The sequence below is a fragment of the Ruegeria sp. AD6 genome, from assembly GCF_056542325.1.
Map to the genome: position 1 here is coordinate 1,257,153 of NZ_JBQFZQ010000001.1, position 24,277 is coordinate 1,281,429.

Annotated in this window: 26 protein-coding genes; 8 read left to right on the top strand and 18 right to left on the bottom strand. The window is 59.8% G+C overall.

Features of this window, described 5'->3' with window-relative positions; genetic code table 11:
* Positions 1–38 precede the first annotated feature (38 nt).
* Complete coding sequence (locus ACR0KJ_RS06135; protein WP_480626181.1) at positions 39–1,406, bottom strand: LysM peptidoglycan-binding domain-containing protein; 1,368 nt, start codon at positions 1,404–1,406, stop codon at positions 39–41.
* Positions 1,407–1,533: 127 nt separating this feature from the next.
* Between ACR0KJ_RS06135 and ACR0KJ_RS06140 the strand changes: the two genes are divergently transcribed.
* Positions 1,534–2,085 (top strand): LOG family protein, encoded by a 552-nt coding sequence (locus ACR0KJ_RS06140; RefSeq protein ID WP_480626182.1) that lies wholly within the window; start codon positions 1,534–1,536, stop codon positions 2,083–2,085.
* 30 nt (positions 2,086–2,115) lie between these two features.
* Here ACR0KJ_RS06140 and ACR0KJ_RS06145 read toward each other — a convergent pair whose 3' ends face one another.
* From ACR0KJ_RS06145 to ACR0KJ_RS06155, 3 genes are all read right to left on the bottom strand, one after another.
* Positions 2,116–2,577, bottom strand: coding sequence for a host attachment family protein (locus ACR0KJ_RS06145; RefSeq protein ID WP_480626183.1), 462 nt, complete (start codon positions 2,575–2,577; stop codon positions 2,116–2,118).
* A gap of 199 nt (positions 2,578–2,776) precedes the next feature.
* Positions 2,777–3,658 (bottom strand): metallophosphoesterase, encoded by an 882-nt coding sequence (locus tag ACR0KJ_RS06150; RefSeq protein WP_480626184.1) that lies wholly within the window; start codon positions 3,656–3,658, stop codon positions 2,777–2,779.
* Positions 3,659–3,661: 3 nt separating this feature from the next.
* Positions 3,662–4,261, bottom strand: a complete 600-nt coding sequence (locus ACR0KJ_RS06155; protein ID WP_480626185.1) for a superoxide dismutase — start codon at positions 4,259–4,261, stop codon at positions 3,662–3,664.
* A gap of 100 nt (positions 4,262–4,361) precedes the next feature.
* On the opposite strand from ACR0KJ_RS06155, the gene ACR0KJ_RS06160 reads away from it, so the two are divergent.
* Positions 4,362–5,123, top strand: a complete 762-nt coding sequence (locus ACR0KJ_RS06160) for an FkbM family methyltransferase (RefSeq protein ID WP_170449759.1) — start codon at positions 4,362–4,364, stop codon at positions 5,121–5,123.
* Between the two features lie 72 nt (positions 5,124–5,195).
* Here the strand turns inward: ACR0KJ_RS06160 and ACR0KJ_RS06165 are convergent, their stop codons facing one another.
* The 7 genes from ACR0KJ_RS06165 to ACR0KJ_RS06195 all read right to left on the bottom strand — a co-directional run bounded on the left by ACR0KJ_RS06165 (position 5,196) and on the right by ACR0KJ_RS06195 (position 12,125).
* Entirely contained in the window at positions 5,196–5,687 is a 492-nt protein-coding gene (locus ACR0KJ_RS06165; protein WP_170449757.1) for a hypothetical protein, read from the bottom strand.
* Positions 5,659–6,135 (bottom strand): hypothetical protein, encoded by a 477-nt coding sequence (locus ACR0KJ_RS06170; protein ID WP_170449755.1) that lies wholly within the window; start codon positions 6,133–6,135, stop codon positions 5,659–5,661. The genes ACR0KJ_RS06165 and ACR0KJ_RS06170 overlap by 29 nt, the downstream gene beginning before the upstream one ends.
* Before the next feature lie 19 nt (positions 6,136–6,154).
* On the bottom strand, positions 6,155–6,631 hold the full coding sequence (locus tag ACR0KJ_RS06175; protein ID WP_480626186.1) for a hypothetical protein: 477 nt from the start codon (positions 6,629–6,631) through the stop codon (positions 6,155–6,157).
* A gap of 203 nt (positions 6,632–6,834) precedes the next feature.
* Positions 6,835–7,401, bottom strand: coding sequence for a sarcosine oxidase subunit gamma (locus ACR0KJ_RS06180; protein ID WP_480626187.1), 567 nt, complete (start codon positions 7,399–7,401; stop codon positions 6,835–6,837).
* Complete coding sequence (locus ACR0KJ_RS06185; protein ID WP_480626188.1) at positions 7,394–10,408, bottom strand: sarcosine oxidase subunit alpha family protein; 3,015 nt, start codon at positions 10,406–10,408, stop codon at positions 7,394–7,396. Before ACR0KJ_RS06185 ends, ACR0KJ_RS06180 begins: the two co-directional genes overlap by 8 nt.
* Positions 10,409–10,475: 67 nt before the next feature.
* Positions 10,476–10,805 (bottom strand): sarcosine oxidase subunit delta, encoded by a 330-nt coding sequence (locus tag ACR0KJ_RS06190; protein ID WP_170449744.1) that lies wholly within the window; start codon positions 10,803–10,805, stop codon positions 10,476–10,478.
* Positions 10,806–10,880: 75 nt separating this feature from the next.
* Positions 10,881–12,125: a sarcosine oxidase subunit beta family protein gene (locus tag ACR0KJ_RS06195; protein ID WP_170449741.1), complete on the bottom strand. Its 1,245-nt coding sequence runs from the start codon at positions 12,123–12,125 to the stop codon at positions 10,881–10,883.
* 176 nt (positions 12,126–12,301) lie between these two features.
* Between ACR0KJ_RS06195 and ccmI the strand changes: the two genes are divergently transcribed.
* From ccmI to ACR0KJ_RS06210, 3 genes are read left to right on the top strand one after another with little or no spacing between them, the layout of a single operon-like run.
* The gene (gene ccmI, locus ACR0KJ_RS06200; RefSeq protein WP_170449738.1) at positions 12,302–13,522 is read left to right on the top strand and encodes a c-type cytochrome biogenesis protein CcmI; all 1,221 of its coding nucleotides are present in this window, start codon (positions 12,302–12,304) and stop codon (positions 13,520–13,522) included.
* Positions 13,519–13,983 (top strand): Holliday junction resolvase RuvX, encoded by a 465-nt coding sequence (gene ruvX / locus ACR0KJ_RS06205; RefSeq protein WP_170449736.1) that lies wholly within the window; start codon positions 13,519–13,521, stop codon positions 13,981–13,983. The genes ccmI and ruvX overlap by 4 nt, the downstream gene beginning before the upstream one ends.
* A gap of 17 nt (positions 13,984–14,000) precedes the next feature.
* Positions 14,001–14,234, top strand: coding sequence for a DUF1289 domain-containing protein (locus ACR0KJ_RS06210; RefSeq protein WP_170449733.1), 234 nt, complete (start codon positions 14,001–14,003; stop codon positions 14,232–14,234).
* Positions 14,235–14,238: 4 nt separating this feature from the next.
* On the opposite strand, the gene ACR0KJ_RS06215 is transcribed toward ACR0KJ_RS06210, so the two are convergent.
* From ACR0KJ_RS06215 to ACR0KJ_RS06245, 7 genes are all read right to left on the bottom strand, one after another.
* Positions 14,239–14,415 carry a hypothetical protein gene (locus ACR0KJ_RS06215; RefSeq protein WP_170622023.1) on the bottom strand — a complete coding sequence of 59 codons (177 nt, stop codon included), beginning with the start codon at positions 14,413–14,415 and terminating at the stop codon, positions 14,239–14,241.
* Between the two features lie 349 nt (positions 14,416–14,764).
* Positions 14,765–15,493 (bottom strand): SpoIIAA family protein, encoded by a 729-nt coding sequence (locus ACR0KJ_RS06220; RefSeq protein ID WP_170449726.1) that lies wholly within the window; start codon positions 15,491–15,493, stop codon positions 14,765–14,767.
* Positions 15,494–15,529: 36 nt separating this feature from the next.
* The gene (locus ACR0KJ_RS06225) at positions 15,530–16,315 is read right to left on the bottom strand and encodes a hypothetical protein (RefSeq protein ID WP_480626189.1); all 786 of its coding nucleotides are present in this window, start codon (positions 16,313–16,315) and stop codon (positions 15,530–15,532) included.
* Positions 16,309–17,133, bottom strand: coding sequence for a sulfite exporter TauE/SafE family protein (locus tag ACR0KJ_RS06230; protein ID WP_170449720.1), 825 nt, complete (start codon positions 17,131–17,133; stop codon positions 16,309–16,311). The genes ACR0KJ_RS06225 and ACR0KJ_RS06230 overlap by 7 nt, the downstream gene beginning before the upstream one ends.
* A 38-nt stretch (positions 17,134–17,171) precedes the next feature.
* Positions 17,172–18,203, bottom strand: coding sequence for a tRNA dihydrouridine(20/20a) synthase DusA (gene dusA, locus ACR0KJ_RS06235; protein ID WP_170449718.1), 1,032 nt, complete (start codon positions 18,201–18,203; stop codon positions 17,172–17,174).
* A gap of 159 nt (positions 18,204–18,362) precedes the next feature.
* Positions 18,363–19,202 carry a hypothetical protein gene (locus tag ACR0KJ_RS06240; protein WP_170449715.1) on the bottom strand — a complete coding sequence of 280 codons (840 nt, stop codon included), beginning with the start codon at positions 19,200–19,202 and terminating at the stop codon, positions 18,363–18,365.
* Positions 19,203–19,387: 185 nt separating this feature from the next.
* Positions 19,388–20,032 carry a TetR/AcrR family transcriptional regulator gene (locus ACR0KJ_RS06245; protein ID WP_170628518.1) on the bottom strand — a complete coding sequence of 215 codons (645 nt, stop codon included), beginning with the start codon at positions 20,030–20,032 and terminating at the stop codon, positions 19,388–19,390.
* Positions 20,033–20,133: 101 nt separating this feature from the next.
* Between ACR0KJ_RS06245 and ACR0KJ_RS06250 the strand changes: the two genes are divergently transcribed.
* The 3 genes from ACR0KJ_RS06250 (at position 20,134) to ACR0KJ_RS06260 (ending at position 24,244) form a co-directional block, all read left to right on the top strand.
* Positions 20,134–20,598 (top strand): (2Fe-2S)-binding protein, encoded by a 465-nt coding sequence (locus tag ACR0KJ_RS06250; RefSeq protein ID WP_480626190.1) that lies wholly within the window; start codon positions 20,134–20,136, stop codon positions 20,596–20,598.
* Between the two features lie 2 nt (positions 20,599–20,600).
* Positions 20,601–22,787 carry a xanthine dehydrogenase family protein molybdopterin-binding subunit gene (locus ACR0KJ_RS06255; protein ID WP_480626191.1) on the top strand — a complete coding sequence of 729 codons (2,187 nt, stop codon included), beginning with the start codon at positions 20,601–20,603 and terminating at the stop codon, positions 22,785–22,787.
* A gap of 137 nt (positions 22,788–22,924) precedes the next feature.
* Entirely contained in the window at positions 22,925–24,244 is a 1,320-nt protein-coding gene (locus tag ACR0KJ_RS06260; RefSeq protein ID WP_480626192.1) for a glutamine synthetase family protein, read from the top strand.
* Positions 24,245–24,277: the final 33 nt, after the last annotated feature.

A 24,277-nucleotide genomic window follows, 5' to 3' on the forward strand; every position in this document is an offset into this window, starting at 1 on the left:
AGAGATATACTCTGGCCCCAAAAGGGCCAGAGGTTTCTTTATTCAGGGATCGTGAAGACCTGCCCCGGATAGATCAGGTCCGGGTCCCGGATCAGGTCGCGGTTGGCATCAAACAACCGGACATACAGAATGCCATCACCAAAACGCTCGCGCGAAATGGCCCATAGCGTGTCGCCCTTTTGCACAGTGACCGAGCGGATCGGGGCCGCCTGTTCCGCAACCTCTTCCGAAGCCGTCGCCTCGGCTGCTTGCAGAACTTCCACCGGCTCGCGTTTGAAGGGCGTTTCCACCCGGCTGATGACGGTGCCATCGGTGGCAACCTCATCCACCCGCAAGGTGTAGACGCCCGGATCGATACCCTCCAACTCACCCCGCCAATTGCCATCATCGGCAGGTGTCAGGTCCGCAACCAGACGGTTGTTCAGGTAAAGGCGAACGGCAGAGCCTTCGCTGACGCGGCCTGTCAGTTCGACCTCACCGGTGTCGGAATAGCCAATCGTATCCAACTCGACCTGTTGCGGTTCGCTGGCAGATGCGGATGGTGACTGAACCAACTCAACCCCCTCTTCGCCCGAGCGTAGAACGGCAATCTGTTGATCGTCGGCTTCATCCTCGACCGGGGCGGCTTCGGCAACCTGCGTGTCTTCAGCAGGCTGTTCCGGTTGCGCCGGGGCATCGCTGCTGTCCGCTTCGGTTGGTGCCGCTGGCGCTTCCTCCGGCTCTGGCACCGGATCGGCGCTGGCCACCTGTTCGCCTTCAACCGGTTTCGGCAGCGCCGCAATCAGGTAGTCATCCGACTGCGCAGTTTGCTGGCCGTCTGAGGTTTGCAGCACCAGCCCTTGCGCATCATCGCTGAACGGGATCGACACGAACTCGGCAAACTGCCCGCTGCTGTCCACGGTGAAGCTGTGAAGCGGTTCTCCGTCCAGCAGCACCTGAATCTCGCTGCCGGGCGCGGCCTCGCCGGACAGAAGCGCATTGCCGTCTTTTTCAACGAAAATCTGATCTAGGACAGGAGCGGCGATTGCGGGGGCCTCGGCCACCTCTTCGGTGGTTTCCGCCTCGGGCTCTGCTTGGGTTGGCTCGTCGGTCGCGGTATCGGCAACCTCGGGCGCGGGCTGTTCGGCGGGCTCTTCCGTGGCGGCTTCGGCCTCATCCGACGCAATCTCGGCGGTATCCTGCGCGGGGGCTTCGGCTGCTTGCTCAGGCTCTGCTTCTTCAGTCTGTTGCTCGGTCTCGTCCGCCGGCACCGCAGCCGTTTGTTCCTGAGGGACGTCTTCCGGTGCCGGGGCCGAGGTGAAGACCCCGGACAGATACAGCCCGCCGGCCCCCAGAATTGCGATGATACCGGCAACCACCCCCCACACGAAGTTCCCCGAGCTTCCGTTTCCCGACTTGGCGTCCATTCTTTTCCTTTCGCTCCGCAGCGCGAAGGCATTCATTCCTAATGCGTTCCGGCGGACAGTTGAGCCAATTTATCAATCCCGCTATCACGGGTCAAAACCCCTGACACAACCCCGGAGCCCCCATTCGATGTCCCAGAAATCTGTCTGTGTGTATTGCGGGTCACGCAATGGCGCAAAACCGGCCTATTCCGATACGGCCCGAACGTTTGGCACCTTGCTGGCAAAGGAAGGCTGGCGGCTTGTTTACGGTGCCGGAGATGTTGGCCTGATGGGCGAAGTCGCCCGCGCCGCACAGGACGCAGGCGGCGAGACCTTTGGCGTCATCCCGGTACATCTGGTGCAGCGCGAGGTTGGCAAAACCGACCTGACCCATTTCGTGATCACCGAAACGATGCACGAGCGCAAGAAAGTCATGATCATGAATGCCGACGCAGTCGTTGTTCTGCCCGGTGGCCCCGGGTCATTGGATGAGCTGTTCGAGGCGCTGACATGGCGGCAGTTGGGTCTGCATGACAAGCCCATCGTGGTGGTGAATGTCGATGGCTATTGGGATGCCCTGCATACGCTGCTGGATCAGGTCATGGGTCAGGGCTTTGCCGACGCATCGCTGGCCGATTTCATCACATGGGCCGACAGCGCCGGGGCCGCCATGGACGCTTTGCGCGACAAACTGGCTTAGTGTGGGCGGCTGTTGCCGCCCTTGGCGCCCTTACGCCAGCCGCGGCGCGGGCTTCAGGCGTTGCCGCAAAACCCGCTCGACCTTGTGCAGCGGATGGTTGGTCAGCGTCTTATCGACCTCGGCCACGACCTTGGCCAGCACGTCGCTGTGCAAACGCCGCCGCAACAGCCCCAGCACATGGGGGCTGGCGACCAGAACCAGACGTTTATACGCGCCCTTCAACCCCTTGCGGTTCAGCAGGTTTGCCAGATCCTGCACGAAAAGGGACTTGGCATGGGTTTTCCAGGACACCTCCTCCATCGCCGATTTCTGATTGGGACCACCGTCATTTCGACGCCCTGCACGATCTGAAGGCTTTGCAGGCAGCGTATCTGGTTCTTCGACCGAAACAACAACCAGATTGGGGTCTTCGGCATCGGTGATGTTCTCCATGAACAGCGCCTTTTCCCCGTCTGCAATAATAACCCAGGTTCCTTGTGCAAGTGCGACCATCGTGTTCTCCCGTAGCGATGTCAGGTGGCATCCCTCATCCGTCAGTCATAGCGTCTGCCCACAGCCTCGTAGGTGTGGCGGTTGCCGTCCGTTTTGTTGTTGGCGGGCTTCTCCTTCCGCTCACCTTGGGTAAGCATTGGCAGGTGGGGTACAATCCCGTCTCAGGATGAAACTTTGTTCATCGGCGGGATTTTTCTGATCAGGCCGACAGCTCGATCACGGTGATCTCGGGCGTTACGCCAAAGCGCACCGGCAACATGGAACAGCCAATGCCACCCGACACAACCAGATCGCGCCCATCTTCGTGCACATGGCCATACGCATAGCGATTGCCAAACCGCGATGGCACGACCGGAGACCACCCGAACAGCCGCACCTGCCCTCCATGAGTGTGACCGCACAACGTCAATGCAACACGGCTTGGCACCTTGGGAAAAATGTCGGGCTCATGTGCCAACAGAATTGCCGGGGCGTCCGGCGGGATCTGCTCTAGCGTTCCGGGCAGATCATCCACCCCGGTATAAACACCTCGGCTATGGCGAATGGCGATCTGATCCCCAAGGCCCGCCAACCAGACACCGTTTGGCAAGGCTACCGCCTTGTTTTCCAACACCGGAATACCGTTGCGCTCTAGCTCGACAGCGGTTTCGACCGGCCCGCGCCCCCGGTCTTGCGCGGCTTTGTCCTGCCACCAATCGTGGTTGCCCAATATCGCGTAAACACCTAGCGGAGCCGACAATGCCCCCAAAACCGTGGCCGTCTCTCGCACCGGAACATCCTTGGTCACATAGCTATGCCCGGCCGTCAGATCGCCCAAAACCACGATCAGATCGGCACCCAGCGCATTTGTGCGCGCCACGATCTTCTCTAGCCGAGACAGCGGCGTCGTCGGCTCTGCCATATGAAGGTCGGTCAGGACCGCGACCTTGACTGGGCGATCCTGCGGCCAATCCGAGCGCTTCACCCGCCACCGACGCACACGCAAGCGCAGCGCCGGTTCGATGAAAAACCCGTAAAACGCAGCAAAAAGGCCTGCCAGCGTCACCGCCAGCAGGCCCTTTATGAACCCTCGTCGGGTCAAGGTTTACATCCGCGATGCAACGTTTTCCCAGTTTACCAGATTGTCGAGGAAGTTCGACAGGTAAGCCGGGCGCTTGTTGCGGAAATCGATGTAGTAGCTGTGCTCCCACACATCACATCCCAGCAGCGCGGTCTGACCAAAGCACAGCGGATTCACGCCGTTTTCAGTCTTGGTCACGGCCAGCGAGCCGTCCGCGTTCTTGACCAGCCACGCCCAGCCCGAGCCGAACTGGCCGGCACCTGCGGCGCTGAATTGCGACTTGAACTGGTCAACCGAGCCGAAGCTTTCGGTCAGAGCCTTCTCCAGCTCACCGGGCATGGCATTGCCGCCGGGGCCCATCATCTCCCAGAACTGGTTGTGGTTCCACAGCTGGCTGATGTTGTTGAAGATACCGTTCTGCGCCACGGCGTTTGCGTCGTAGGTGCCAACGATGATCTCTTCCAGCGACTTGTCGTCCCACTCGGTCCCGGCGATCAGCTTGTTGCCATTGTCGACATAGGCCTTGTGGTGCAGGTCGTGGTGATATTCCAGTGTTTCCGCGGACATACCCTTGGCTGCCAGCGCGTCATGTGCATAAGGAAGATCAGGAAGTTCAAAAGCCATGTCGGCCCCCTGTTAAAATGTAAGTTGCGGTTCCCAAGGTTAAATGCTTTGGCAGCAGCCGCAGGTCAAGAGCCGAGACAAGAAAACCCGGAGGTCCGCGATGCTGACACAGGCGCGCAAGATGTTCTACCGCGCCCGCGGATACTATGCGGGCACCCTGAACGGCGAGCCGTTCCGCCTGGACCCCTATCATTCGAAATTCTGGCGCAAAGCCTCTGCGGGCGACTGGGAGCCCGAAACCTTTGCGGTTCTGGACCAATACCTGTCGCCTGATCGTGACTATCTGGATATCGGGGCGTGGATCGGCCCCACCGTGCTGTACGGTGCCCGCAAAGCGCGACATGTGTGGTGTTTCGAACCCGACCCGACCGCGTTCCGGCATTTGGCGTGGAATCTGGACCTGAACGACATCCACAATGTTTCAGCCTTCGGGGTCGCCCTGTCGGATCAGTTCGGCGTGGCCCGTATGGCCTCGGTCCGCGGAGAGCCGGGGGATTCGACCAGTTCCCTGCTGCATGACGGCGCGCATGGAACGGATGCCCTGACGATTGCGTGGGAACAGTTCGAGGCGGCCAATGACCTGTCCGGCGTTTCGTTGGTCAAGATGGATATCGAAGGGGCTGAGTTCTTTGTCCTGCCCGCGCTGATCTCATGGCTCAAACGGCAACGCCCGGCTTTGCTGTTGTCAACACACGCGCCTTTGCTTGGCGATGAAGACAGGGCTGAGAAGATGGGCAACCTGGCTGAACTTTTGTCCTTCTACCATACATGCCAGCGTGAAGGTCCGGCGTCACCGTCCGGTCACCCGATGACCGATGAAGACGCCTTAGCTAGGTTCCAGACGTATTTGCTCACGTCATGACGCAGTCAGAACGCGCTATCCGTGCGGGCTGGGAAGCACATTCTGAATGCCCTTCCCAAATTAACCGCCCGATCAGTAGAGGGCGGGCGTATTGACCGCTTTGCAGCGCCCGACACCGCTGGGCCGATTGCTGACATTGGCCTGCGGGAACCGCGCGATCATCTCAAACTCATTGGTTTGCGGGTTCAGCATCCCAGTGTAAGACACGCGCAATTGACCGCCAGCACTGGCCACCAGGGAAATTCGCCAACTCAACTGATATTCACCGCGTCGATTCACCTTGAACTTCGCGTCCTTGGGCTTCTCGTCGTTCTGGCCGTTCAATCTGTTGTCTTCACGGATCGCGCCATCATAAACGCGGGCCCGCTTGTTTTCGGCGTCGACACTCAGCCAAACGCGCGAGGGAATCCATCCCTGCGCTTCAATACTGTGAAGTTCACAGTCATAGTTTACCACCTCAGCTTGTGCCGCCGAGGCGAAAAAACACAGACCGATGGCAAGAAGTCTTATTTTCATGTTCAGCACCTTGTCAGTATCAGTTTGACGGCGTTGGGATTTTTGCACATTTGCCTCGCGCGAAACCGTCTCTCGGCAGATATGCGCTGTATGAGGATGACCGCGCCGTTGCTTTTAGCGTTCGGCGGTCCACAAAGACCGCAAACTCCTGATTAAGCAGGTCAATGGCATCAATTCGCGACTCGTTCGACGCATAGCTTCTGCCTGAATCCGAGTAGACATAGTCTTGTCCGACCCATGCGATTGACAGGTTTCGAATACTATCGCGCTTTACCCTGGCGGGCCCGGGTTGCGTATCGATATTCGGCGTCCGCGCCTCATGGATGAACGCCGAGCGCCCGTACTCATCCACTGAAAAGATCAAGAACTCTGGCGTCGGCTTGTTGGCAATGCCACGGCTAAAGTTGCATTCATACGTCTCTTTAAAGGTCTGAGAAACTGAAACAGTCGGGACGATCGCAAGTCCGACTGCCAATGCAATTGCTTGTAGTTTCATAATTTGCTCCAACATATCGTTATTTTGGCGTTTGAATTTCAACGCAGGTCCCATTGGCGTTGCCATCATGGGACGCTTGTACGTTTGATTTTGAGCTAGCAATTGCCCGCATCGTTTTACGGTTCAAGAAGATCGAAAAATCCAGACGCCCCAAATCAAGAACCATTCGCCGGGGATCACCTGCCCTTGTACGTCGACCGGTGCGCGAAAACGTATACGCCTCACCAGACCAACTGATGGAGAGCAAACGAAAGCTGTTTCTATTGATTGAAGCCGCGATTTTGGGTGTGTCGATCCCCTGCAATTGAACTTCGTGCAACAGTGCCGAGCGCCCATACTTGTCAACCGAGAATATGACGCGCGCGGGCGTAGGCCGGTTTGCCAGACCTTTTTTAAAAACACACTCGAACGACTCTGAATAGGTTTCGGATCGCGCTGCATCAGGTATAGTTGAAACGGCGATTAAACCGATGGCGATTAGTCTAAAAATGTTCATCCAAATGTCTTTAGTTTAAGTCTTTTTCATATCGATAAAGCAGCCCCTTTCCACCCGCAAAAGGGGAACTTACCAATCCTAACTCGCGCGCGCATCTGTCGCGCAACTTGACACTTCAATCACGAAAAAAGTCTTAAAAAGGAAAATGGCCACCTGTCTGAAACGAGGTGGCCATCGAATGATCCCTTAGGTGTGTGGGCGGGTCAATAAACGCCCACTTCACTGCCCGGCTGCGCCGCAACCTTCAGCAGGTTGAACGCATAGTCGGCAGCCGAGCGGAAACAAACCACACGGAACGTTTCGGCTTCGTCCATCCAGAACGCCCCGGCCACCTGCGCCAGACGCGAGCGGCGGATTTGGCCGGGCTGAAAAGCCTCGGGTGACAGATCGACCGGGGACAGTTTGCCCAGAACCTCGCGCGCGGACGCGCCCGAGATGCGGAACACCGCCCGCGCGTCCGAGACGTTGACCGCAAGGGCATGCGTGCCGCCAAGCGCGTTGGTCATCGCTGCCAGCTTGGCCTCAACCTCGGCATAGGGCACCAGCACCAGCAGCTCGTCGGTGGACATCCAGCAGACGCCGGTGTCGCCATCGACCAGCGCCTCACGCTGGCCGGGCATTTTCTGCCCGGTGGCGTCCTTGACGGCCTTGGCCAGCACCTTGTCGGACAGGTCGCCGCGCAGGGTGATCATGCCCTGCAGGCCGATTTCCTCGACCCTGGCGATGCCGTCATAGCTGGCGTGGTTCAGTGCGCTGATGGGTTCAGACATTCTGCTTCTCCCCGTCCTTGTCGAAGAAGATCGGGTCCACGATCTTGGCTTTGTAGATTTTGTCATCCGTGCCCGGGAACTCGACAATCTCGCCCATCCGGTCGGGGCCGTGCTTGATCAGGCCCATGGCGATGCCCTTGCCCAGATTGGCCGAGTAATAAGTCGAGGTCACGCGCCCGATCATGTTGCGCTGACCATTGGCGTTGACGCCCTCGCCCACTGCGTAAGCGCCGTCCGGCAGAACGGAACCATCCACAGTCTCCAAGCCGACCAGTTTCCAGCGCTCGGGATCGGCCATATGGGTCCGCGAATGGGCGCGTTTGCCGAGGTAGTCCTCTTTCTTTTTCGACAGCGCCCAGTGCAGCCCCAGATCCTGCGGGATCACGGTGCCGTCGGTCTCGTCCCCGATCATGATAAAGCCCTTTTCGGCCCGCAGGATGTGCAGACATTCGGTGCCGTACGGCATCACACCGAATTCTTTGCCAGCCTCCATCAGCGCGTCCCAAAACGCCTGTCCCTGCGACGCAGGCACGGCGATCTCATAGGACAGCTCACCCGAGAACGAGATGCGGTAAGCGCGGCAATCGAAGTCACCGATTTTTCCGTCGCGCCATTCCATGAAGGGCAGCGCCTCTTTCGACACATCCATCCCGCCCAGTTTCTCAAGCACCTTGCGGGCATTGGGGCCAACCACGGCGACCTGCGCGTATTGCTCGGTCACATTGGCGACATAGACTTTCCAGTCCCACCATTCGGTCTGCAACCACTCTTCCATATGGCCATGGATGCGCTCGGCCCCGCCGGTGGTGGTGTGGCACAGCCATGTATCCTCATCGATGCGGGCGACAACGCCGTCGTCGATCAGGAACCCGTTTTCCGAGCACATCAGACCATAGCGGCATTTGCCGATCTTCAGCGTGGACATCATGTTGGTATACATCATGTCGAGGAACTTGCCCGCATCCGGGCCTTTGACGATCAACTTGCCCAGAGTCGAGGCGTCCAGCAGGCCGAGGTTGTCGCGGGTGTTCTTCACCTCGCGGTTCACCGCGTCATGCACGGATTCACCGGGACGCACATAGGCATAGGTCCGGCGCCACTGGCCGACCGGCTCCCAATCGGCGCCGTTCTTGTCGTGCCAGTTGTGCATCGGCGTCTGTCGGATCGGCTGGAACACCTCTCCGCGCGCTTCACCGCCAATCGACGCCAGAGAGATCGGCGTGTAGGGCGGGCGGAACGTGGTGGTGCCGACCTTCGGAATCTCTGATTCCAGCGCATCAGCAAGGATCGCCAAGCCGTTGATATTGCTCAGCTTACCCTGATCGGTCGCCATGCCCAGCGTGGTGTAACGCTTGGTATGTTCGACGCTTTCGTAGCCTTCGCGCGCGGCCAGCTGAACGTCCGAGACTTTGACGTCGTTCTGGAAATCCAACCACGACTTCATCCGCAGCTGGATGTCGGCATTGGCAGGCATCAGCCAGACGGCCTCCATCGGAGCCTCGTCCGTGGTCTCGCCCACCGGGGCCTTGGTACGCTTAGGCTTGTGACCGGCTGCTTTGGCTGCGGCCTTACCAGCCGCATCCGCGTCGGCCATAACATCCGCCAAAGCCAGCGGACCGTTCGACGACCCGGCGGCCAGAACGAACCCTTCGCCATTTGCACCCAGAGGCGGGCGCGACGGGTCGGGGCGGAAATGGGCGTTCGCCTCATCCCAGATCAGCTTGCCGCCGCAATGCGACCACATATGCACAACCGGAGACCAACCGCCCGACATGGCAACCGCGTCGCATTCGACCTCTTCCCGCGCGCCGCCGACGCCCTCTTGATTACAGATGGCAACTTTCTTGACGCGCTTGCCGCCCTTGACCTTGGCGATGGCCTTGCCCGGATCGACGCGGATGCCAAGCTGGCGCGCCTCTTCCGCCAGCGGTCCGGCGGTGGCGCGGGCATCGACCACGCGGATCACATCCACTCCGGCCTGTTTCAGGGCAATAGCCGTGCGATAGGCGTCATCGTTGTTGGTGGCGACGATCACCTTCTCGCCCGGGGTTACACCCCAGTTCACGACATAGTCACGCATGGCCGAGGCCAGCATCACGCCCGGCACATCGTTACCCGCAAAGGACAGCGGACGCTCGATGGCTCCGGTCGCCGTCACAACCTGTTTGGCGCGGATACGCCACAGACGATGGCGCGGGCCTTGCGCGCCCGGGTTGTGGTCTGTCAGACGCTCGTATCCCAGCACGTAACCGTGGTCATAGACCCCCGCGCCCATGCAGCGGGACCGCATCGTGACATTGTCCATTGTTTCGAGTTCGGAAACCAATTGTTCCACGAACTTATCCACAGGCTCACCATCTACCAACCCGCCGTCAACCGGAGCGCGACCGCCCCAATGCGCGGTCTGTTCGATCAGCATGACCTTGGCACCAGACGCCGCTGCCGTCTTGGCTGCCTGCAGACCAGCCACTCCGCCGCCGATCACCAGGACGTCGGTGAAGGCATAGAAGTGCTCATAAGTGTCCGCATCGCGGCTGTCCTTGTTGGGGGCCTTGCCCAGACCGGCGGACTGGCGGATGAAGGGTTCATACACATGCTTCCAGAACGGTTTCGGATGGATGAACATCTTGTAGTAGAACCCGGCGGGCAGGAACCGCGACAGGTGGGTGTTGATCGCGCCCACGTCGAATTCCAGATTCGGCCAATGGTTCTGCGACGCTGCGGTCAGTCCGTTGAACAGCTCGGTCGTGGTGGCGCGCTGGTTCGGCTCGAACCGATTACCCTGCCCCAGTCCGACCAGAGCGTTCGGCTCTTCCGCGCCGCTGGCGACCACGCCGCGCGGGCGGTGGTATTTGAACGACCGGCCCATCATCATCTGATCATTGGCCAGCAGGGCCGAGGCAAGCGTGTCGCCCTCGTACCCCTGCATCGAGGTGCCGTTGAAGGTGAAGGTAACCTTTTTCGACCGATCAATCAGACGGCCTTGTTTTGCGAGACGGGTGCTCATTGTGCGGACCTTTCGCAGGTGGAGGCGTCAGGGCCTCCGGCGGGAGTATTTTGGAAAAGATGAAGCATCAGGAGAACTCTCTCCACGTCCAGCCGGGCCGTTTGGCGGCGATGGCGTCCTTGATCTCTTGCGGCGGCTCAGAGGTCTGGGCGGTGTAGGTGCCGAACACCTCGAGCGTTTGGGTGCAGCGCGCGGCGTGGAACCACTTGCCGCAGCCATTGGCGTGGCGCCAGCGTTCGAGGTGAACGCCCTTGGGGTTTTCACGCATGAACAGGTAGTCGTGGAACTCGTCATCCGACGAGCCCGGGCCATAGCGCTTCAGATGCGCCTCGCCACCGGCGGCCAGTTCGGTTTCTTCGGCGTCAACGCCACAATAGGGGCAATTCAGGATCAGCATGTGGTCATCCTTTTGGCGGTCAGTCGGCGCGCGGGCCGATCAGAATTCTGTTCTTTGGCACCTTCGGGCAGCCCCTTAGTGCGCCACCCCGGCGGCGACGCTTTCGTCGATGAAGCGGCCCTCTTTGAAGCGGTCCAGCGAGAATGCCTCGGTCAGTGGCGAATGCCCCGTGGCCATCAGCTGTGCCATGCCCCAGCCCGAGCCCGGAATGGCCTTGAAGCCGCCGGTGCCCCATCCGCAGTTGATGAAGCAATTGCCCAGAGGTGTTGACGACAGGATGGGCGAGCGATCCCCGGTCATATCCACGATCCCGCCCCATTGGCGCAGCATCTTCAGGCGCGAGATCATCGGGAAGGTCTCGACCAGTGCCCGTACCGTTTCCTCGATGTGGTGGAAGCTGCCGCGCTGGGTGTAGTTGTTGAACCCGTCGGTGCCACCGCCAATCACCATCTCGCCCTTGTCGGACTGCGACATATAACCGTGCACGGTGTTGGCCATCACGACCACATCCATGCAGGGTTTGATCGGCTCTGACACCAGCGCCTGCAGGGCAATCGCCTCCAAAGGCAGACGGAAGCCCGCCATCTCGGCCAGTTGACCGGAATGGCCTGCCACTACGATCCCCAGCTTGTCACAGTCGATCGAGCCTTTGGTGGTGTCGACGCCGACAACGCGACCATTTTCGGACCGAACGCCTTTGACTTCGCATTGCTGGATGATGTCCATCCCCATCGCCGAACAGGCGCGGGCATAGCCCCAGGCCACCGCATCATGGCGCGCGGTGCCGCCGCGTTCCTGCCACAGCGCCCCCAGTACCGGATAGCGCGGACCGTCGATATTGATGATCGGGACCAGTTCTTTGACGCGCTCGGGGCCGATCCACTCGGTCTTGACGCCTTGCAGCGCGTTTGCGTGGGCGGTGCGCTGATAGCCGCGAATTTCGTGCTGAGTCTGGGCCAGCATCATCACGCCGCGCGGGCTGAACATGACGTTGTAGTTCAGGTCCTGGCTCAGGTCTTCATAGAGGCTGCGCGCCTTTTCGTAGATCGCGGCCGATGGGTCCTGCAGATAGTTCGACCGGATGATGGTCGTATTCCGACCGGTGTTGCCACCACCCAGCCAGCCCTTTTCGATCACGGCGACGTTCTGGATGCCGTAGTTCTTGCCAAGGTAATAGGCCGTCGCCAGACCATGCCCCCCCGCACCGACGATGATCACGTCATAGCGTTTCTTGGGCTGGGGGGACCGCCAAGCGCGTTCCCATCCTGTGTGATAGCGCAACGCTTCGCGCGCCACAGCAAAGGCTGAATAGTGTTTCATAAGCGAATCCATCCGGTTCGGTGATTGTGCGAAGATATGCCGTGTTGGCCGACTCTACCCCTGCCGGGCAACGCCACAATATAGCACTATTGCGACATGTCGCCCTTTCGCGGCCATTTGTCCCTTTTGTCGGGCGTCTGACAGGTCTAAGTCAAAGCAGCTATTTCGGAGGGACCATGACGTTCTGGGTTCTGCTACTGATCATTGCGCTGTTGATCGCGGCGTTCCTGAGCTACAGCCTGCTGCGTGGCCGTCGCGGCGCCGAGCCTGCGGCGGCCTATGATTTGCGGGTCTATCGGGAACAACTGGCCAGCGTTGACCGCGATCTGGCGCGCGGTGTCATTGGTGAAGCGGATGCCGAACGGGTCCGCACCGAAATCTCGCGCCGCATTCTGGCAGCAGATGCGCAGATGGCCAAAGAGGTCGCAGGTGCCGGACCGTCGGGCGTTGTATCCGCGATCACAATTGCGTGTCTGACCGTGGTTCTGGCGGGCGGCGGGTTGTGGATGTATCAGCGGATCGGCGCGGTTGGTCTGCCAGATATGCCCCTGACCGACCGCATCGAACTGGCCGAGGAGGTGCGTGCAAACCGCCCACCGCAAGCCGCTGCCGAGGAGTTGGCGACACCACCGCCACCGCGCGAGTTGGATGAAAGTTACGCCAACCTTCTCAACCAGTTGCGCGAAACAGTTGAAGCACGGCCCGAAGATCTGCAGGGGCATATGCTGTTGGCTCAGCACGAAACCAACGCTGGCAACTTCAAGGCTGGATACCAGGCGCAGCAGCGGGTGATCGAGCTGTCCGGAGACACCGCAACCGCCGATGCCTATGCGGATTTCGCCGAGATGATGATTCTGGCGGCCAACGGATATGTCTCGCCCGAGGCCGAGCAGGCACTGTCGCAAGCGCTGGATCGCGATCCACGGCACGGGCCGGCCCGGTACTATCTGGGCCAGATGTTGGCGCAGGTCGGACGCCCGGACATCGCTTATCGAATGTGGATCGAAACCCTGCGCGACGCCCCCCAGGGCGCGCCCTGGGCCGAGGCGATCAGGGTTCAACTGGATGAGCTTGCCTTCCGAGCAGGTGTTTTCAACGCGCCGGACATTGCACCGGCCCCCGGACCCAGCCAAGAGGATATGGCCGCCGCAGCCGAGCTGACGCCGGAAGAACGGCAGGAGATGATTCAGGGCATGGTCGACCAGCTTTCAGACCGGTTGGCGACCGAAGGCGGCTCGCCCGAGGAATGGGCCCGTCTGATTGCAGCACTTGGGGTTCTGGGCCAAGGCCAGCGGGCCATAGATATCCACAAGGAAGCGAAAGTGGTGTTTGCCGATAACGCGGATGCGTTGCAGATGCTGGACGCGGCCGCCCTGCAGGCCGGGATCGCGCAATGATCCACGACGCGTTCGAAGACTTCGCAGCCGCCCTGCCCCCGATGACCGCGCTGATGGGGCTGGACCTTGGGGAAAAGACCATCGGCGTCGCGGTCTCGGACCGGATGCGCGGCGTGGCCAGCCCGCTGGAAACCGTGCGACGCAAGAAGTTCACTCTGGATTCCGCCCGTTTGCTTGAGATCATCGCAGATCGCGAGATTGGCGGCGTCATTCTGGGCCTGCCTAAGAACATGGACGGGACTGAGGGTCCAAGGTGCCAATCCACCCGCGCCTTTGCCCGCAATCTGTCGCGCCTGACCGACGTCTCCATCGGGTTCTGGGACGAACGGCTCAGCACGGTTGCGGCAGAAAAGGCACTGCTCGAGGCGGATACGACACGAAAACGTCGCGGACAGGTTATCGACCACGTCGCAGCCGGTTATATCCTGCAAGGAGCGCTGGACAGGCTGCGCTTTCTATAACTGGTCGGAGACCGCTGATGACGAATATGGTTTGGAAACGGAACGAGGTTGAAAGCCCGTGTGTCCAGATCTGTGTCGTACACCCGACCGAAAGGATCTGCACCGGCTGCTACCGCACCATCGACGAGATCACCCGGTGGTCCAAGATGGACAGCAGCGAACGCGCCGAGATCATGGAAGACCTGCCCGCCCGCAAGCCACGCCTGGCAAAACGTCGCGGCGGTCGGGCGGCCCGGTTGAACGGTTCCTAAACCCCTAGTTCGTTTTGACGCGCCGGTCCTCGTCCTTGGCATCGGTCGCGCTGTGAATCGGTTCCCGACCGCGCAATTCTTCTGCAAACAGATTGATGATCTCGGACTGGCTTGTCCGAGGCTGGTCGGAGATCGGGCCTTGTTGATCGTCACGGGCCAAATCACCCGGCAAAGGCAGCACAACTCCGTTTCCGGAAAAGATTTTATTTAAGACAGTCCTGAACGTCATTTCGAGCATCCTGTAGTGAATTAAATAATCGATGTCGCCGCGGGTCGCGTCCGAGCTCCGAGGGTCGGCTCAAGAACGTAGCTGAATGTGAGTGGCAACCCGCGGCAACGAGGCTGAGCTAATCAATGCAAACTTCATTTTTACGGGGAAAACACTCATATTTTCCTCGTTTTTGAGGTTGAAAACACTAAACCCCACAAATTCCAACAAATTCCCTTACGTCACAAAATGACGATATCTGGGGCCCAAAAGGCCATTTTTCGGGTGCTGGGCCCGTTTTCGAATCAAATGTGGTCAGAAATCAGCCCGCAGACAGCCAGGATTTGGCGTTTTCGATCTCTTCCGAGGGGAAGAATTGCGTGCGCGTGCCAAGGACGTGACTGGCGACGCGTTGCGCCATCTGCTGCCATGCCTTGTTGCCGACAATCGCCGCGCGATCCAGCATCCGGATATGGCCGCTGGCCAGACGAAAATGCGCAGCCAATGCCGACAGCCCCTGCCACCCGTCAAATTCGCGCAGGTCAATAAGCAGCCGGAACCCCTCGCGATCCTGCAAAAGCAGGTCCAGATCGCGGCCGGCCTTGGCGTATTCTTCGGGGTCCAGCTTTCCAAGAAGGCTCAGTTGCACGCAGGATCCACCCAGATCGGTGACATGGATCGATCCCAGCGATTCCCGCATCCAGCGCCGTGCCGCCTCGAGCTCGGCCAATTCGAATACATGCAAAGGGCATGGCAGGATCGGGGCGGCCAGCCGGACACTGGTCTGAACCCACCCCTGATCGGCCACCACGCCAATCCGGTCAAAGCCGCGCCAATGGCTCAGGCCCAGCTTGGTGTCCGACCACGCGGCCCCCAGGTCATACCCTTTGAATTCGGGCTGCACGATGGCCAGCAGGCCGACCGTATCATGTTCGGCCAATGCGGCCTCGATCGCGGGAACAAGGGTTTCAGAGTAGTCGGTGCTGGTGACCTGACCGGACAGTTCAACTTCGATCAATGCGCCGTCAGAATTTCTATGAACTGTAATCATGACCCTAATTCTCCACCAAAAATCAATGGGCGGAGACTACGGAGATTCGATCCATTCGGCCACTCCCCCCGTGAACTCGGGGCGGAAATAGGCGATCATTCGACCATCAGGGCCAGCGGTGGCGCTGTCGCCCCATGGTGCAACCCCGTGCAGGCAATGGCGATGCAGCAGATACGCCTCGCCCGGTTTGGCGGGTAAAGCGATCCGGGGACAGGTTTCGAAAACCTCTCGCCGCGCGGCCTGATAGGCGTCGGTGATATCGACCTTGTGCAGACCTTCCCTTGGATGCCCGGCCAAAGCGTCCCGGAACATGTCGCCCAGCAGCTTATGGCTGCCTTCCCACAGCACCATCGGGGCGGCGTCTTCGTTGGCCTCGGTCAGCGGGATACCCAAAATCCATGCGTGAGGCTCATCAACCCGGCGGCGGCGGTCCGGACCCATCGGGCGCAACCCATCCACATGCGCAGCATCCCGGTTTCGGCGATAGCGCGCGGCGGCCTCACTCTCCCCACGCCGGGGACGCGGATAGCCCGGATGGATGACCGAGACCTGCCCCCTATGAAGCGGCAGGTTTCCGTAGTGATCCTGAATGAATGACATCGCAACCCCGGTCAGAGGACCCGATTGCCCGACCCTGCCCTGCGCATCATTGGCCAAGGCATCCACGCCCACAAACCACGTTCCTTCGCAATCCAGCCATTCGGCATAGGCCGGGTCGTCTATGGACTGTCGGGCCACCGGAAGTGCATGAGCGACCCATGCCGCCAGCAAGGGATCATAGGGGAACTTCACCCAGCCCTTGGACCAGAAGTCATCTACCATCCCAGCGCCTTGCGCAGCATGTTCAGCGCAACCAGCGTCAGGAACACCGCAAAGACCCGCTTCAGGGGTTTCGGGTCCATCGCGTGGGCCAGCTTCACCCCCCATGGCGCGGTGATCATGGTCATGGCCACGACAATTCCAAAGGCCACAAGGTTCACGGCCCCGATCGTCAGCGGCGGTCGGTGCTCGGCCGCGATGCCAAGGAACAGGAAGCCCAGAACCGATGGGACGGCAATAATCACGCCAAACCCGGCAGCGGTTGCGACGGCGCGGTGAATGGGTGTGTTATAAAGGCTCATCAACGGCACACCAAAGCTGCCACCGCCGATGCCCATCAGCACGGACAGAAACCCGACCGACGGCGACAGCGCCGCACGTTTCACGCCCTTTGGCATCGCATCGCCCAAGCGCCATTCGGATTTGCCAAGGCCCAGATAGGCACCGATCACCATACCCAGGATGCCAAACAGGGCCTGCAGCGCCTCGGTCCGCAGGGCCGACGCCACCAGAACACCGACAATCGCACCGACGGCAATCCCCGGCCCCCAGCCGCGCAGGATGTCCCAATCCACCGCGCCCTTCTTGTTATGGGCCAGAACAGAACGGATGGACGTCACGATGATGGTTGCCAGAGAGGTGGCAAGACACAGCTGCATCAATTGCGGACCGCCATAGCCAAGCGTCTGAAAGGCGTAGAAGAACGCGGGTACCAGAACAATGCCACCCCCGACCCCCAACAGCCCTGCCAGCACCCCGGCAAACGCACCGATCACAAGCAAAAGACCCAGCATTTGGGCCAGCAACATCGTCTCGGGCATCTTTCCCCCAAAATACCGGGCGGGCCGGTGTTACTTGTTCAGGCCTCGGCCAAGGGCGCGACGCGGTCCAGCGCTTGCAGCATCACCTCGGGCCCGGCGCCTTCATGCACCGCACCTTCGGACAAGGCCCGCCGCCAAGCTCTGGCCCCCGGACGCCCGGCAAACAGGCCAAGCATATGTCGCGTGATCTGGTGCAAACGCCCACCATTGGCAAGGTGGCGCTCGACATAAGGCACCATTTGTTGAACGACTGCAATCGGGTCTGACGGGGTTCCGCTCTGGTAAATCTGAATATCCGCTTCGGCCAGAATATCCGTGGGCTGATGATAGGCAGCCCGACCGATCATGACCCCATCCAAACCGGCATCCAGATGCACACGCGCTTCGTTCAATGAGGTGATGCCCCCATTGATCGAGACATGCATGTCCGGAAATTCACCCTTCATCCGATGCACCAGATCATAGTCAAGAGGCGGGATGTCCCGGTTTTCCTTAGGGCTGAGACCCTGCAACCACGCCTTGCGCGCGTGGATCGTGACCCGATCACAGCCTGCGGCCCGGATTTGGGTCAGAAACTCGGGCAGGACCTCCTGCGGCTCCTGATCATCCACCCCGATCCGGCATTTGACCGTAACGTCAACATCCACAGTCTCGCGCATCGCCGCGACACAGTCGGCAACGCGCGCGGGCTCTCGCATCAACACGGCCCCGAAGGTTCCCGATTGCACACGATCCGAGGGGCAGCCGCAGTTCAGGTTGATCTCATCATAGCCCGCATCCGCCCCAAGCCGCGCCGCCTGCGCGAGCTCTTGCGGGTCCGAGCCGCCAAGTTGCAGGGCAACCGGGTGTTCCTGAGGGTTGTATTCGAGAAGATGCAGCGCCCCACCCCGCACCAGTGCCGGGGCTGTCACCATCTCGGTATACAGCAGCGTTTCACGGCTAAGGAGCCGGTGCAGATACCGGCAATGGCGGTCCGTCCAGTCCATCATCGGTGCCACGCTTAAACGCGCTGCTGTTTTTGCTCTGCCAGTCACAGCAAATCTCCGTCTTGGTCCGGGTACAAGTTGCATCCCCCTGCCGCCGAAACCCGGCTGGCCCGGTCTAGCACTTCTTTGTCTGGAATTACTATCGACCTTTCAGGTCTTCAACGGTGCGCGAACCAGATCTTTCAGCCATAGCGTTGGATGGGTTTCAATTCGGCGCACCCAACTTGCCGCTATTCAAACTGATCACAGAGCTATTGTGATCACCAGGTAGGTAAAAAAGACCAGAAAGCCGACGATTCCCATTGACCGGATAGGCTTCTCTTCGATTGGCAGCGCATATTGCAGCGCGGAAAGGATCGGGCCAGAGCGGGCCAGCAAGCGGATCAGCAGCGTTCCAAGCGCAGCGGCCCAGAGCCAAAAGCTGGTGATGAAAGCTGTAAAAAGAACAGCAAAGCCCAAAGGGCTGTCAATGCCGTCAGCATCGAAGCCAAATGCGCCCAAAAACCCATATAGAAAGACAAAAGCGGTTGTTAGCAGACCAGACGACGTGGCGCCGAAGGCCTGAGTGAACAGCCATATGATTACTAATATGATGACAAAAATGATGAGGGCTGTGAACACCAGATCGAAGAAAATTGCCCAGCTTAGCGACATCGACTTTTTTAAACTTTGCTGCAAGACCTTTCTGGTGACGTAAAGCGCCGGATAGTCTCCGATCCCGTTGAAAAGCAATCCCGCCAATAGGAGCATGAATATGTTTGAGGCAGTTATTTCTTCGTCGCCCAATGGTTGTCGACTGTCCGGAAGGAAAAGTCGCATCAGTAAGACCACCGAGAAAAAGAAAACGGCTGAAAGAACAAACGATCTGCTAAGGCATTTCCAGCTCAAGTGCCGTTCCCCAAAGAACTTTTCGAACATCGCAAGAACGGATTGAACGACAGGGCTGTTTCCGGGGGGTGGCTTAAGCAATATCAGCCAGGCGGCCAGATCATCCCTGAACTCTTTCGATATGCAGTCGTCACCCTTCCAGAACACGGCAAGTACAGCCAGAATGATGGCTGAGCCCCCCAGAAGTTCGACCAAATCACCCCAAGGCACTAGAAATTTCCTTTGAGCAGATGCAATTTCATCTTACCCGGTGGTGGAAATTTTCCAAACCATCAGGTGCCGGACGCATGCGACGGTCGTCAATCCATTGTTTTTAGACTAAATTCTCAAGGCCTATCGCCGGCACAAATGGTGGACGCGCCCGTCGTTCACGGTGTGTGTCAGGTCTCGATGCCGTAGCGGCTGATCATCATATCGACGCTGTTCTCGATCGTTTCGGCCATTTCAGATTGGCTCAGGACCGAACCGCTGAACAGCATCGGCCAAAAGGCGCGGGCCTTGATCAAGCCGATAAACTCTTTCCCGGCCTGATCGGGGTTGTCGATCTTTAACTGCCCGTCTTCTGCCGCATTGCGCAGCATGTCCGAAAACACGGCTGTTTTATCCAGCTTGCCCTGCGCCTCGACCGCAAGGGACGGGTTGCGCAAGGTTTCGCTTATCACCATGCGCGACATCGCAATCACATCCGGCAGCATCAAAATGCGGCCTTCGGCCCAGGCAAGCTCGGTCAGTTGCGCGCGTATATCGCGGCCCTTTTCGTACTTGATCTCGACCACTTCCGCGAACCTGTTTGACAGTTCCACCACGATAGAGCGGAACAGGTTCTCCTTGCTTTCGAAATACTTATACAGCGTGCGCTTGGACACTTCGGCCTTGGCCGAAATGCGATCCATACTGGCCGCGGCGAACCCTTTTTCCAGAAACTCGGCCACGGCAGCATCGATGATCTGTGCGTATTTGGACGCATTCGGGGCGCTGCATTCGTTCATACCCGAGCTATAGACCCATTGACCGGCGCGGGTCAAACCCTACGTAAACTCACCAGTTTACAGGTCGCGAAAATTATGCCACTTGTAAACGCGCCAGTTTACCGACTCAGGTAATTAGCCAACAGGAGAGTCCCCCTATGACCCTTACTTTGAAACTGAACGGCCAGACCCACACGGTCGACGCCGAACCCGGCACGCCCCTTTTGTGGGTGATCCGTGATGAGCTGAAGCTGACAGGAACCAAATTTGGTTGCGGTGTCGCATCGTGCGGCGCGTGCACCGTGCATCTGGATGGTGAGCCCGTTCGGTCCTGCCAAACCTATGTCGAAGATGTCGAAGGTGCCGAGATCACCACAATCGAAGTCATCGGCGATGAAAAAATCGGCGCTGCTGTTCAACAGGCCTGGGTTGAACTTGATGTCGTTCAATGCGGGTACTGCCAATCCGGTCAGGTGATGTCTGCGGTTGGGCTGCTGTCCGAAAACCCCAAACCGTCAGTTGAAGAAATCGACGACTACATGGCTGGCAACGCCTGCCGCTGCGCCACCTACCAACGCATCCGCGCCGGTATCCAGCGCGCATCTGAAATTCTGGAGGCCTGATCATGACCATTAACACCTCTCGCCGTGGATTTCTGAAAGGCGCTGCTGCCGCTGGTGCCGTGCTTCTGGTTGGTGCCCGTCCCGATGGCGTTCTGGCCGTGGCCTCGTCCGAGACCGCGACGTTCAACCCGTTTGTGAAAATCGATGCCGATGGCACCGTGACGGCCATCGTCAAGCACTTTGAAAAAGGTCAGGGCCCTGCAACCGGTCTGCCGACGCTGATCGCCGAGGAAATCGGCCTGACCATGGATCAGATCGAGTACGAGTTCGCCCCGTCCGATCCGAATGTCTACAACAACCTTCTGTTTGGCCCGTTCCAGGGCACCGGCGGATCCACCGCGATGGCGAATTCGTGGTTGCAATACCGTCAGGCCGGTGCTGCGGCGCGTGAGATGCTGATCAACGCTGCCGCACAAAGCTGGGGCTTGGATGCGTCGGGCATCACCATCGAGGAAGGCATAGTGAAGGCAGGCGACCAGTCCGCGCCCATCGCTGAATTCGTGGCCGCCGCGTCTCAGTTGGAGGCCCCTGCTGAACCCCGCCTGAAAGACCCGTCCGAGTTCCGGTTGATCGGCAATGACGCCGTCCGTCGCAAGGATTCGGCCATCAAGGGCAACGGTCAGGCGATGTATGCCATGGACGTTCACCTGCCCAACCAGATGGTCGCCATGATCAAACGCCCAGAATCGAAAGGCAGCATCGCCCTTGGCTTTGACGACAGCGCGTCGAAAGAGGTCAAAGGCTATATCAACGCCGCCGTGCTGCCCAATCAGGCGGGTGTTGCCGTGTACGCGGAAAATACCTGGGCCGCGATTCAGTCGCGCGATGCGTTGGAGGTCGAATGGGATTTGTCCGGCGCTGAAACCCGCGACTCGGACCAGATCAAGGCCGAGATCATGGCGGCGCTGGATGCTGAACCCACATATAACGTGAACAAGGCTGACGTCGCCGCTGTGGCAGCCGCCATCGACGGGGCAGACAAGGTTGTCGAAAAGACCTTCTACTTCCCGCTGCTGGCCCATGCACCGATGGAGCCGCTGAACTGCACCATCGAGCAGACGGCAGAGGGTGACATCGTCCTGCATGACGGCGCGCAGATGCCGACCGGGCCGCATATGGCCTATCAGCAGATCTTCCAACTGCCGCCCGAGAAGATCCACATCAAAACCATGTTGGCAGGCGGGTCTTTCGGTCGCCGCGCAACACCGGACGCGGATTATCAGGTCGAGGCTGCGCTGGCCTTTGTCGTCACCGACCGCTCGCGCCCGGTCAAGCTGGTCTGGACGCGCGAGGATGACATTCGCAGCGGGTACTACCGCCCTGCCTTTGGTCACAAGGTTCGTGTGGGTCTGGACGCCGACGGCAACATCGTCGGCTGGCAGCACCAGATTGCAGGTCAATCCGTGATCAAGGGCACTCCGTTCGAGGCGGTTCTGGTGCATGACGGCATCGACCACAGCTCGGTCGAGGGTGTTTCGGACAGTCCCTATTCGATCCCGGGCATGGCGGTGGGTCTGACGGACACGCCGAAGGCAACCACGGTTCTGTGGTGGCGCTCGGTGGGTCATACCCACACCGCTTACACGATGGAAACCATGATGGATCTGGTGGCCGAAGCCGCAGGGCGTGACCCGGTCGAGTTCCGTCTGGCGCATCTGTCCGACACCAGCAACGCGGACCAGCAGCGCAAGGCCGCCGTCTTGAAGCTGGCGACCGAAAAAGCGGGTTGGGGCAATGCGCCAGAGGGTCGGTCCCAAGGGATTGCGGTCCACAAGTCCTTCGGGTCTTACGCGGCCGAAGTGGTCGAGGTCTCGGGCGATCCGGACAGCGGTATCAAGATCGAAAAGGTCACCTGTGCCGTCGATTGCGGTATTGCCGTGAACCCGGATGTTGTCCGCGCCCAGATGGAAGGTGGCATCGGATACGGGATCGGGCACGTCATGCGCGACCAGATCACCTTGACCAGCGGAGCGGTGGATCAGTTCAACTTCCCCGATTACGAGCCGCTGCGGATCGGCGACATTGCCGCGATCGACGTCCATATCGTGCCGTCTGCCGAAGCACCAACTGGCGTGGGTGAACCCGGAACGCCGCCCTCAGCCCCTGCCCTGGCCAACGCTATTCGCGCAATGTCGGGCAATCTGGTGGCCGAGCTTCCGATGGCTGAAAACGGGGTCAGCTTCGCCTGATCCAAAACACGCCGCGCCGGGTCGTTCTGACTCGGCGCGGCATTGTAATTTTCCGGCCAGAAAAAATTTGATCAAATTTCGTGACAAGGGCACATGCCTTCGATACATCTCGGATAACCCGAGGAACGGAGGCCCCAATGGACCTGAATGCCCTTCACAATTTCCGCGTCGCGGCCTGTGATCTGAACGGGCAGATGCGGGGTAAGCGCGTGCCACCTACCTATGCGGACAAGCTGTCCAAAGGCGCGGTTCGGATGCCGTTTTCCGCCCTGAATGTCGACCTGTGGGGCGCGGATATCGAAGGCAGCCCGCTGGTGTTTGAAACCGGCGACGCCGATGGCGTGTTGCTGCCAACTGAACGCGGCGCGGTTCCGGTCCCGTGGTTGAACGCCGAAACGGCCCTGGTGCCCATGAGCCTTTATGACGATGACGGCGCACCCTTTGCGGGCGACCCGCGCCACGCGCTGGGGGCTATCCTGTCGCGCTATGCGCAACGCGGCTGGTCCGTGGTCGCCGCGACCGAGTTGGAATTCACGCTGCTGGATGCCTCAGGCCCTCAGCCTCAGCCGCCGATCAACCCGGTGACAGGTCACCGTCTGGCGGATGAGGCGGTTCTGTCCGTCGCGGAAATGGACGCGTTTGAGGCGTTCTTCAACGACCTCTATGACGGTTGCGCGGCAATGGGCATTCCTGCGCAGACCGCCATTTCCGAAAGCGGGATCGGCCAGTTCGAAATCAACCTGAACCATCAGGACGCCATGCGTTGCGCCGATGATACATGGCTTTTCAAGGGTTTGACACGCGGATTGGCGCGCAAACACGGGTTTGCCGCGACCTTCATGTCAAAGCCTTACGCTAATGACGCCGGAAACGGGATGCATGTGCATTTCTCAGTCCTCGATCAGAACGGCCAGAACATCTTTGACGATGGCGGGCCGATGGGCACCGATCTGCTGCGCGCCGCAGTCGCCGGATGCCTTGCCGCTATGCCCGCCAGCACCCTGATTTTTGCGCCGCACGGGAACTCCTACACGCGGCTTGTGCCTAGCGCGCATGCCCCGACGGGGGCAAGCTGGGCCTATGAAAACAGAACCGCAGCCATTCGCATTCCGGGCGGTGCCCCGGCGGCACGGCGGATCGAACACCGCGTGGCAGGGGGCGACATCAACCCTTATCTGATGCTGACCGCTGTCCTTGGCGCGGCGCTGCTGGGGATTGAAGACGGCCTGTCACCCCCCGCCCCGATCACCGGAAACGCATACGAGATTGACGGCTTGCCGCAACTGGCAGACAGTTGGGCGGCGGCCATCGACGCGTTCGAAACAGACCCGCTGATGACGCGCCTGTTCCCGACCGAACTGATCCGCAACATGGCAATGACCAAGCGGCAGGAAATCGCGCGCTTTGCGGACCGTCCCGAAGATCAGCACTGGCTGAGTTACCTCGAAGCAGTCTGACCCCTTGCCCGCCGAGTGGGACTCGGGTATTTC

What these genes read in the sequence shown, in the direction of transcription:
- ACR0KJ_RS06145 (WP_480626183.1), bottom strand. Translation starts at nt 2,577, where the DNA reads ATGGTCGCACTTGCACAAGGAACCTGGGTTATTATTGCAGACGGGGAA.
- ACR0KJ_RS06140 (WP_480626182.1), top strand. Translation starts at nt 1,534, where the DNA reads ATGTCCCAGAAATCTGTCTGTGTGTATTGCGGGTCACGCAATGGCGCA.
- ACR0KJ_RS06260 (WP_480626192.1), top strand. Translation starts at nt 22,925, where the DNA reads ATGGACCTGAATGCCCTTCACAATTTCCGCGTCGCGGCCTGTGATCTG.
- ACR0KJ_RS06225 (WP_480626189.1), bottom strand. Translation starts at nt 16,315, where the DNA reads ATGGTAGATGACTTCTGGTCCAAGGGCTGGGTGAAGTTCCCCTATGAT.
- ACR0KJ_RS06180 (WP_480626187.1), bottom strand. Translation starts at nt 7,401, where the DNA reads ATGTCTGAACCCATCAGCGCACTGAACCACGCCAGCTATGACGGCATC.
- ACR0KJ_RS06195 (WP_170449741.1), bottom strand. Translation starts at nt 12,125, where the DNA reads ATGAAACACTATTCAGCCTTTGCTGTGGCGCGCGAAGCGTTGCGCTAT.
- ACR0KJ_RS06170 (WP_170449755.1), bottom strand. Translation starts at nt 6,135, where the DNA reads ATGAAACTACAAGCAATTGCATTGGCAGTCGGACTTGCGATCGTCCCG.
- ACR0KJ_RS06220 (WP_170449726.1), bottom strand. Translation starts at nt 15,493, where the DNA reads ATGATTACAGTTCATAGAAATTCTGACGGCGCATTGATCGAAGTTGAA.
- ACR0KJ_RS06255 (WP_480626191.1), top strand. Translation starts at nt 20,601, where the DNA reads ATGACCATTAACACCTCTCGCCGTGGATTTCTGAAAGGCGCTGCTGCC.
- ACR0KJ_RS06135 (WP_480626181.1), bottom strand. Translation starts at nt 1,406, where the DNA reads ATGGACGCCAAGTCGGGAAACGGAAGCTCGGGGAACTTCGTGTGGGGG.
- ACR0KJ_RS06190 (WP_170449744.1), bottom strand. Translation starts at nt 10,805, where the DNA reads ATGCTGATCCTGAATTGCCCCTATTGTGGCGTTGACGCCGAAGAAACC.
- dusA (WP_170449718.1), bottom strand. Translation starts at nt 18,203, where the DNA reads ATGCAACTTGTACCCGGACCAAGACGGAGATTTGCTGTGACTGGCAGA.
- ACR0KJ_RS06160 (WP_170449759.1), top strand. Translation starts at nt 4,362, where the DNA reads ATGCTGACACAGGCGCGCAAGATGTTCTACCGCGCCCGCGGATACTAT.
- ACR0KJ_RS06155 (WP_480626185.1), bottom strand. Translation starts at nt 4,261, where the DNA reads ATGGCTTTTGAACTTCCTGATCTTCCTTATGCACATGACGCGCTGGCA.
- ACR0KJ_RS06175 (WP_480626186.1), bottom strand. Translation starts at nt 6,631, where the DNA reads ATGAACATTTTTAGACTAATCGCCATCGGTTTAATCGCCGTTTCAACT.
- ACR0KJ_RS06230 (WP_170449720.1), bottom strand. Translation starts at nt 17,133, where the DNA reads ATGCCCGAGACGATGTTGCTGGCCCAAATGCTGGGTCTTTTGCTTGTG.
- ccmI (WP_170449738.1), top strand. Translation starts at nt 12,302, where the DNA reads ATGACGTTCTGGGTTCTGCTACTGATCATTGCGCTGTTGATCGCGGCG.
- ACR0KJ_RS06250 (WP_480626190.1), top strand. Translation starts at nt 20,134, where the DNA reads ATGACCCTTACTTTGAAACTGAACGGCCAGACCCACACGGTCGACGCC.
- ACR0KJ_RS06210 (WP_170449733.1), top strand. Translation starts at nt 14,001, where the DNA reads ATGACGAATATGGTTTGGAAACGGAACGAGGTTGAAAGCCCGTGTGTC.
- ruvX (WP_170449736.1), top strand. Translation starts at nt 13,519, where the DNA reads ATGATCCACGACGCGTTCGAAGACTTCGCAGCCGCCCTGCCCCCGATG.
- ACR0KJ_RS06185 (WP_480626188.1), bottom strand. Translation starts at nt 10,408, where the DNA reads ATGAGCACCCGTCTCGCAAAACAAGGCCGTCTGATTGATCGGTCGAAA.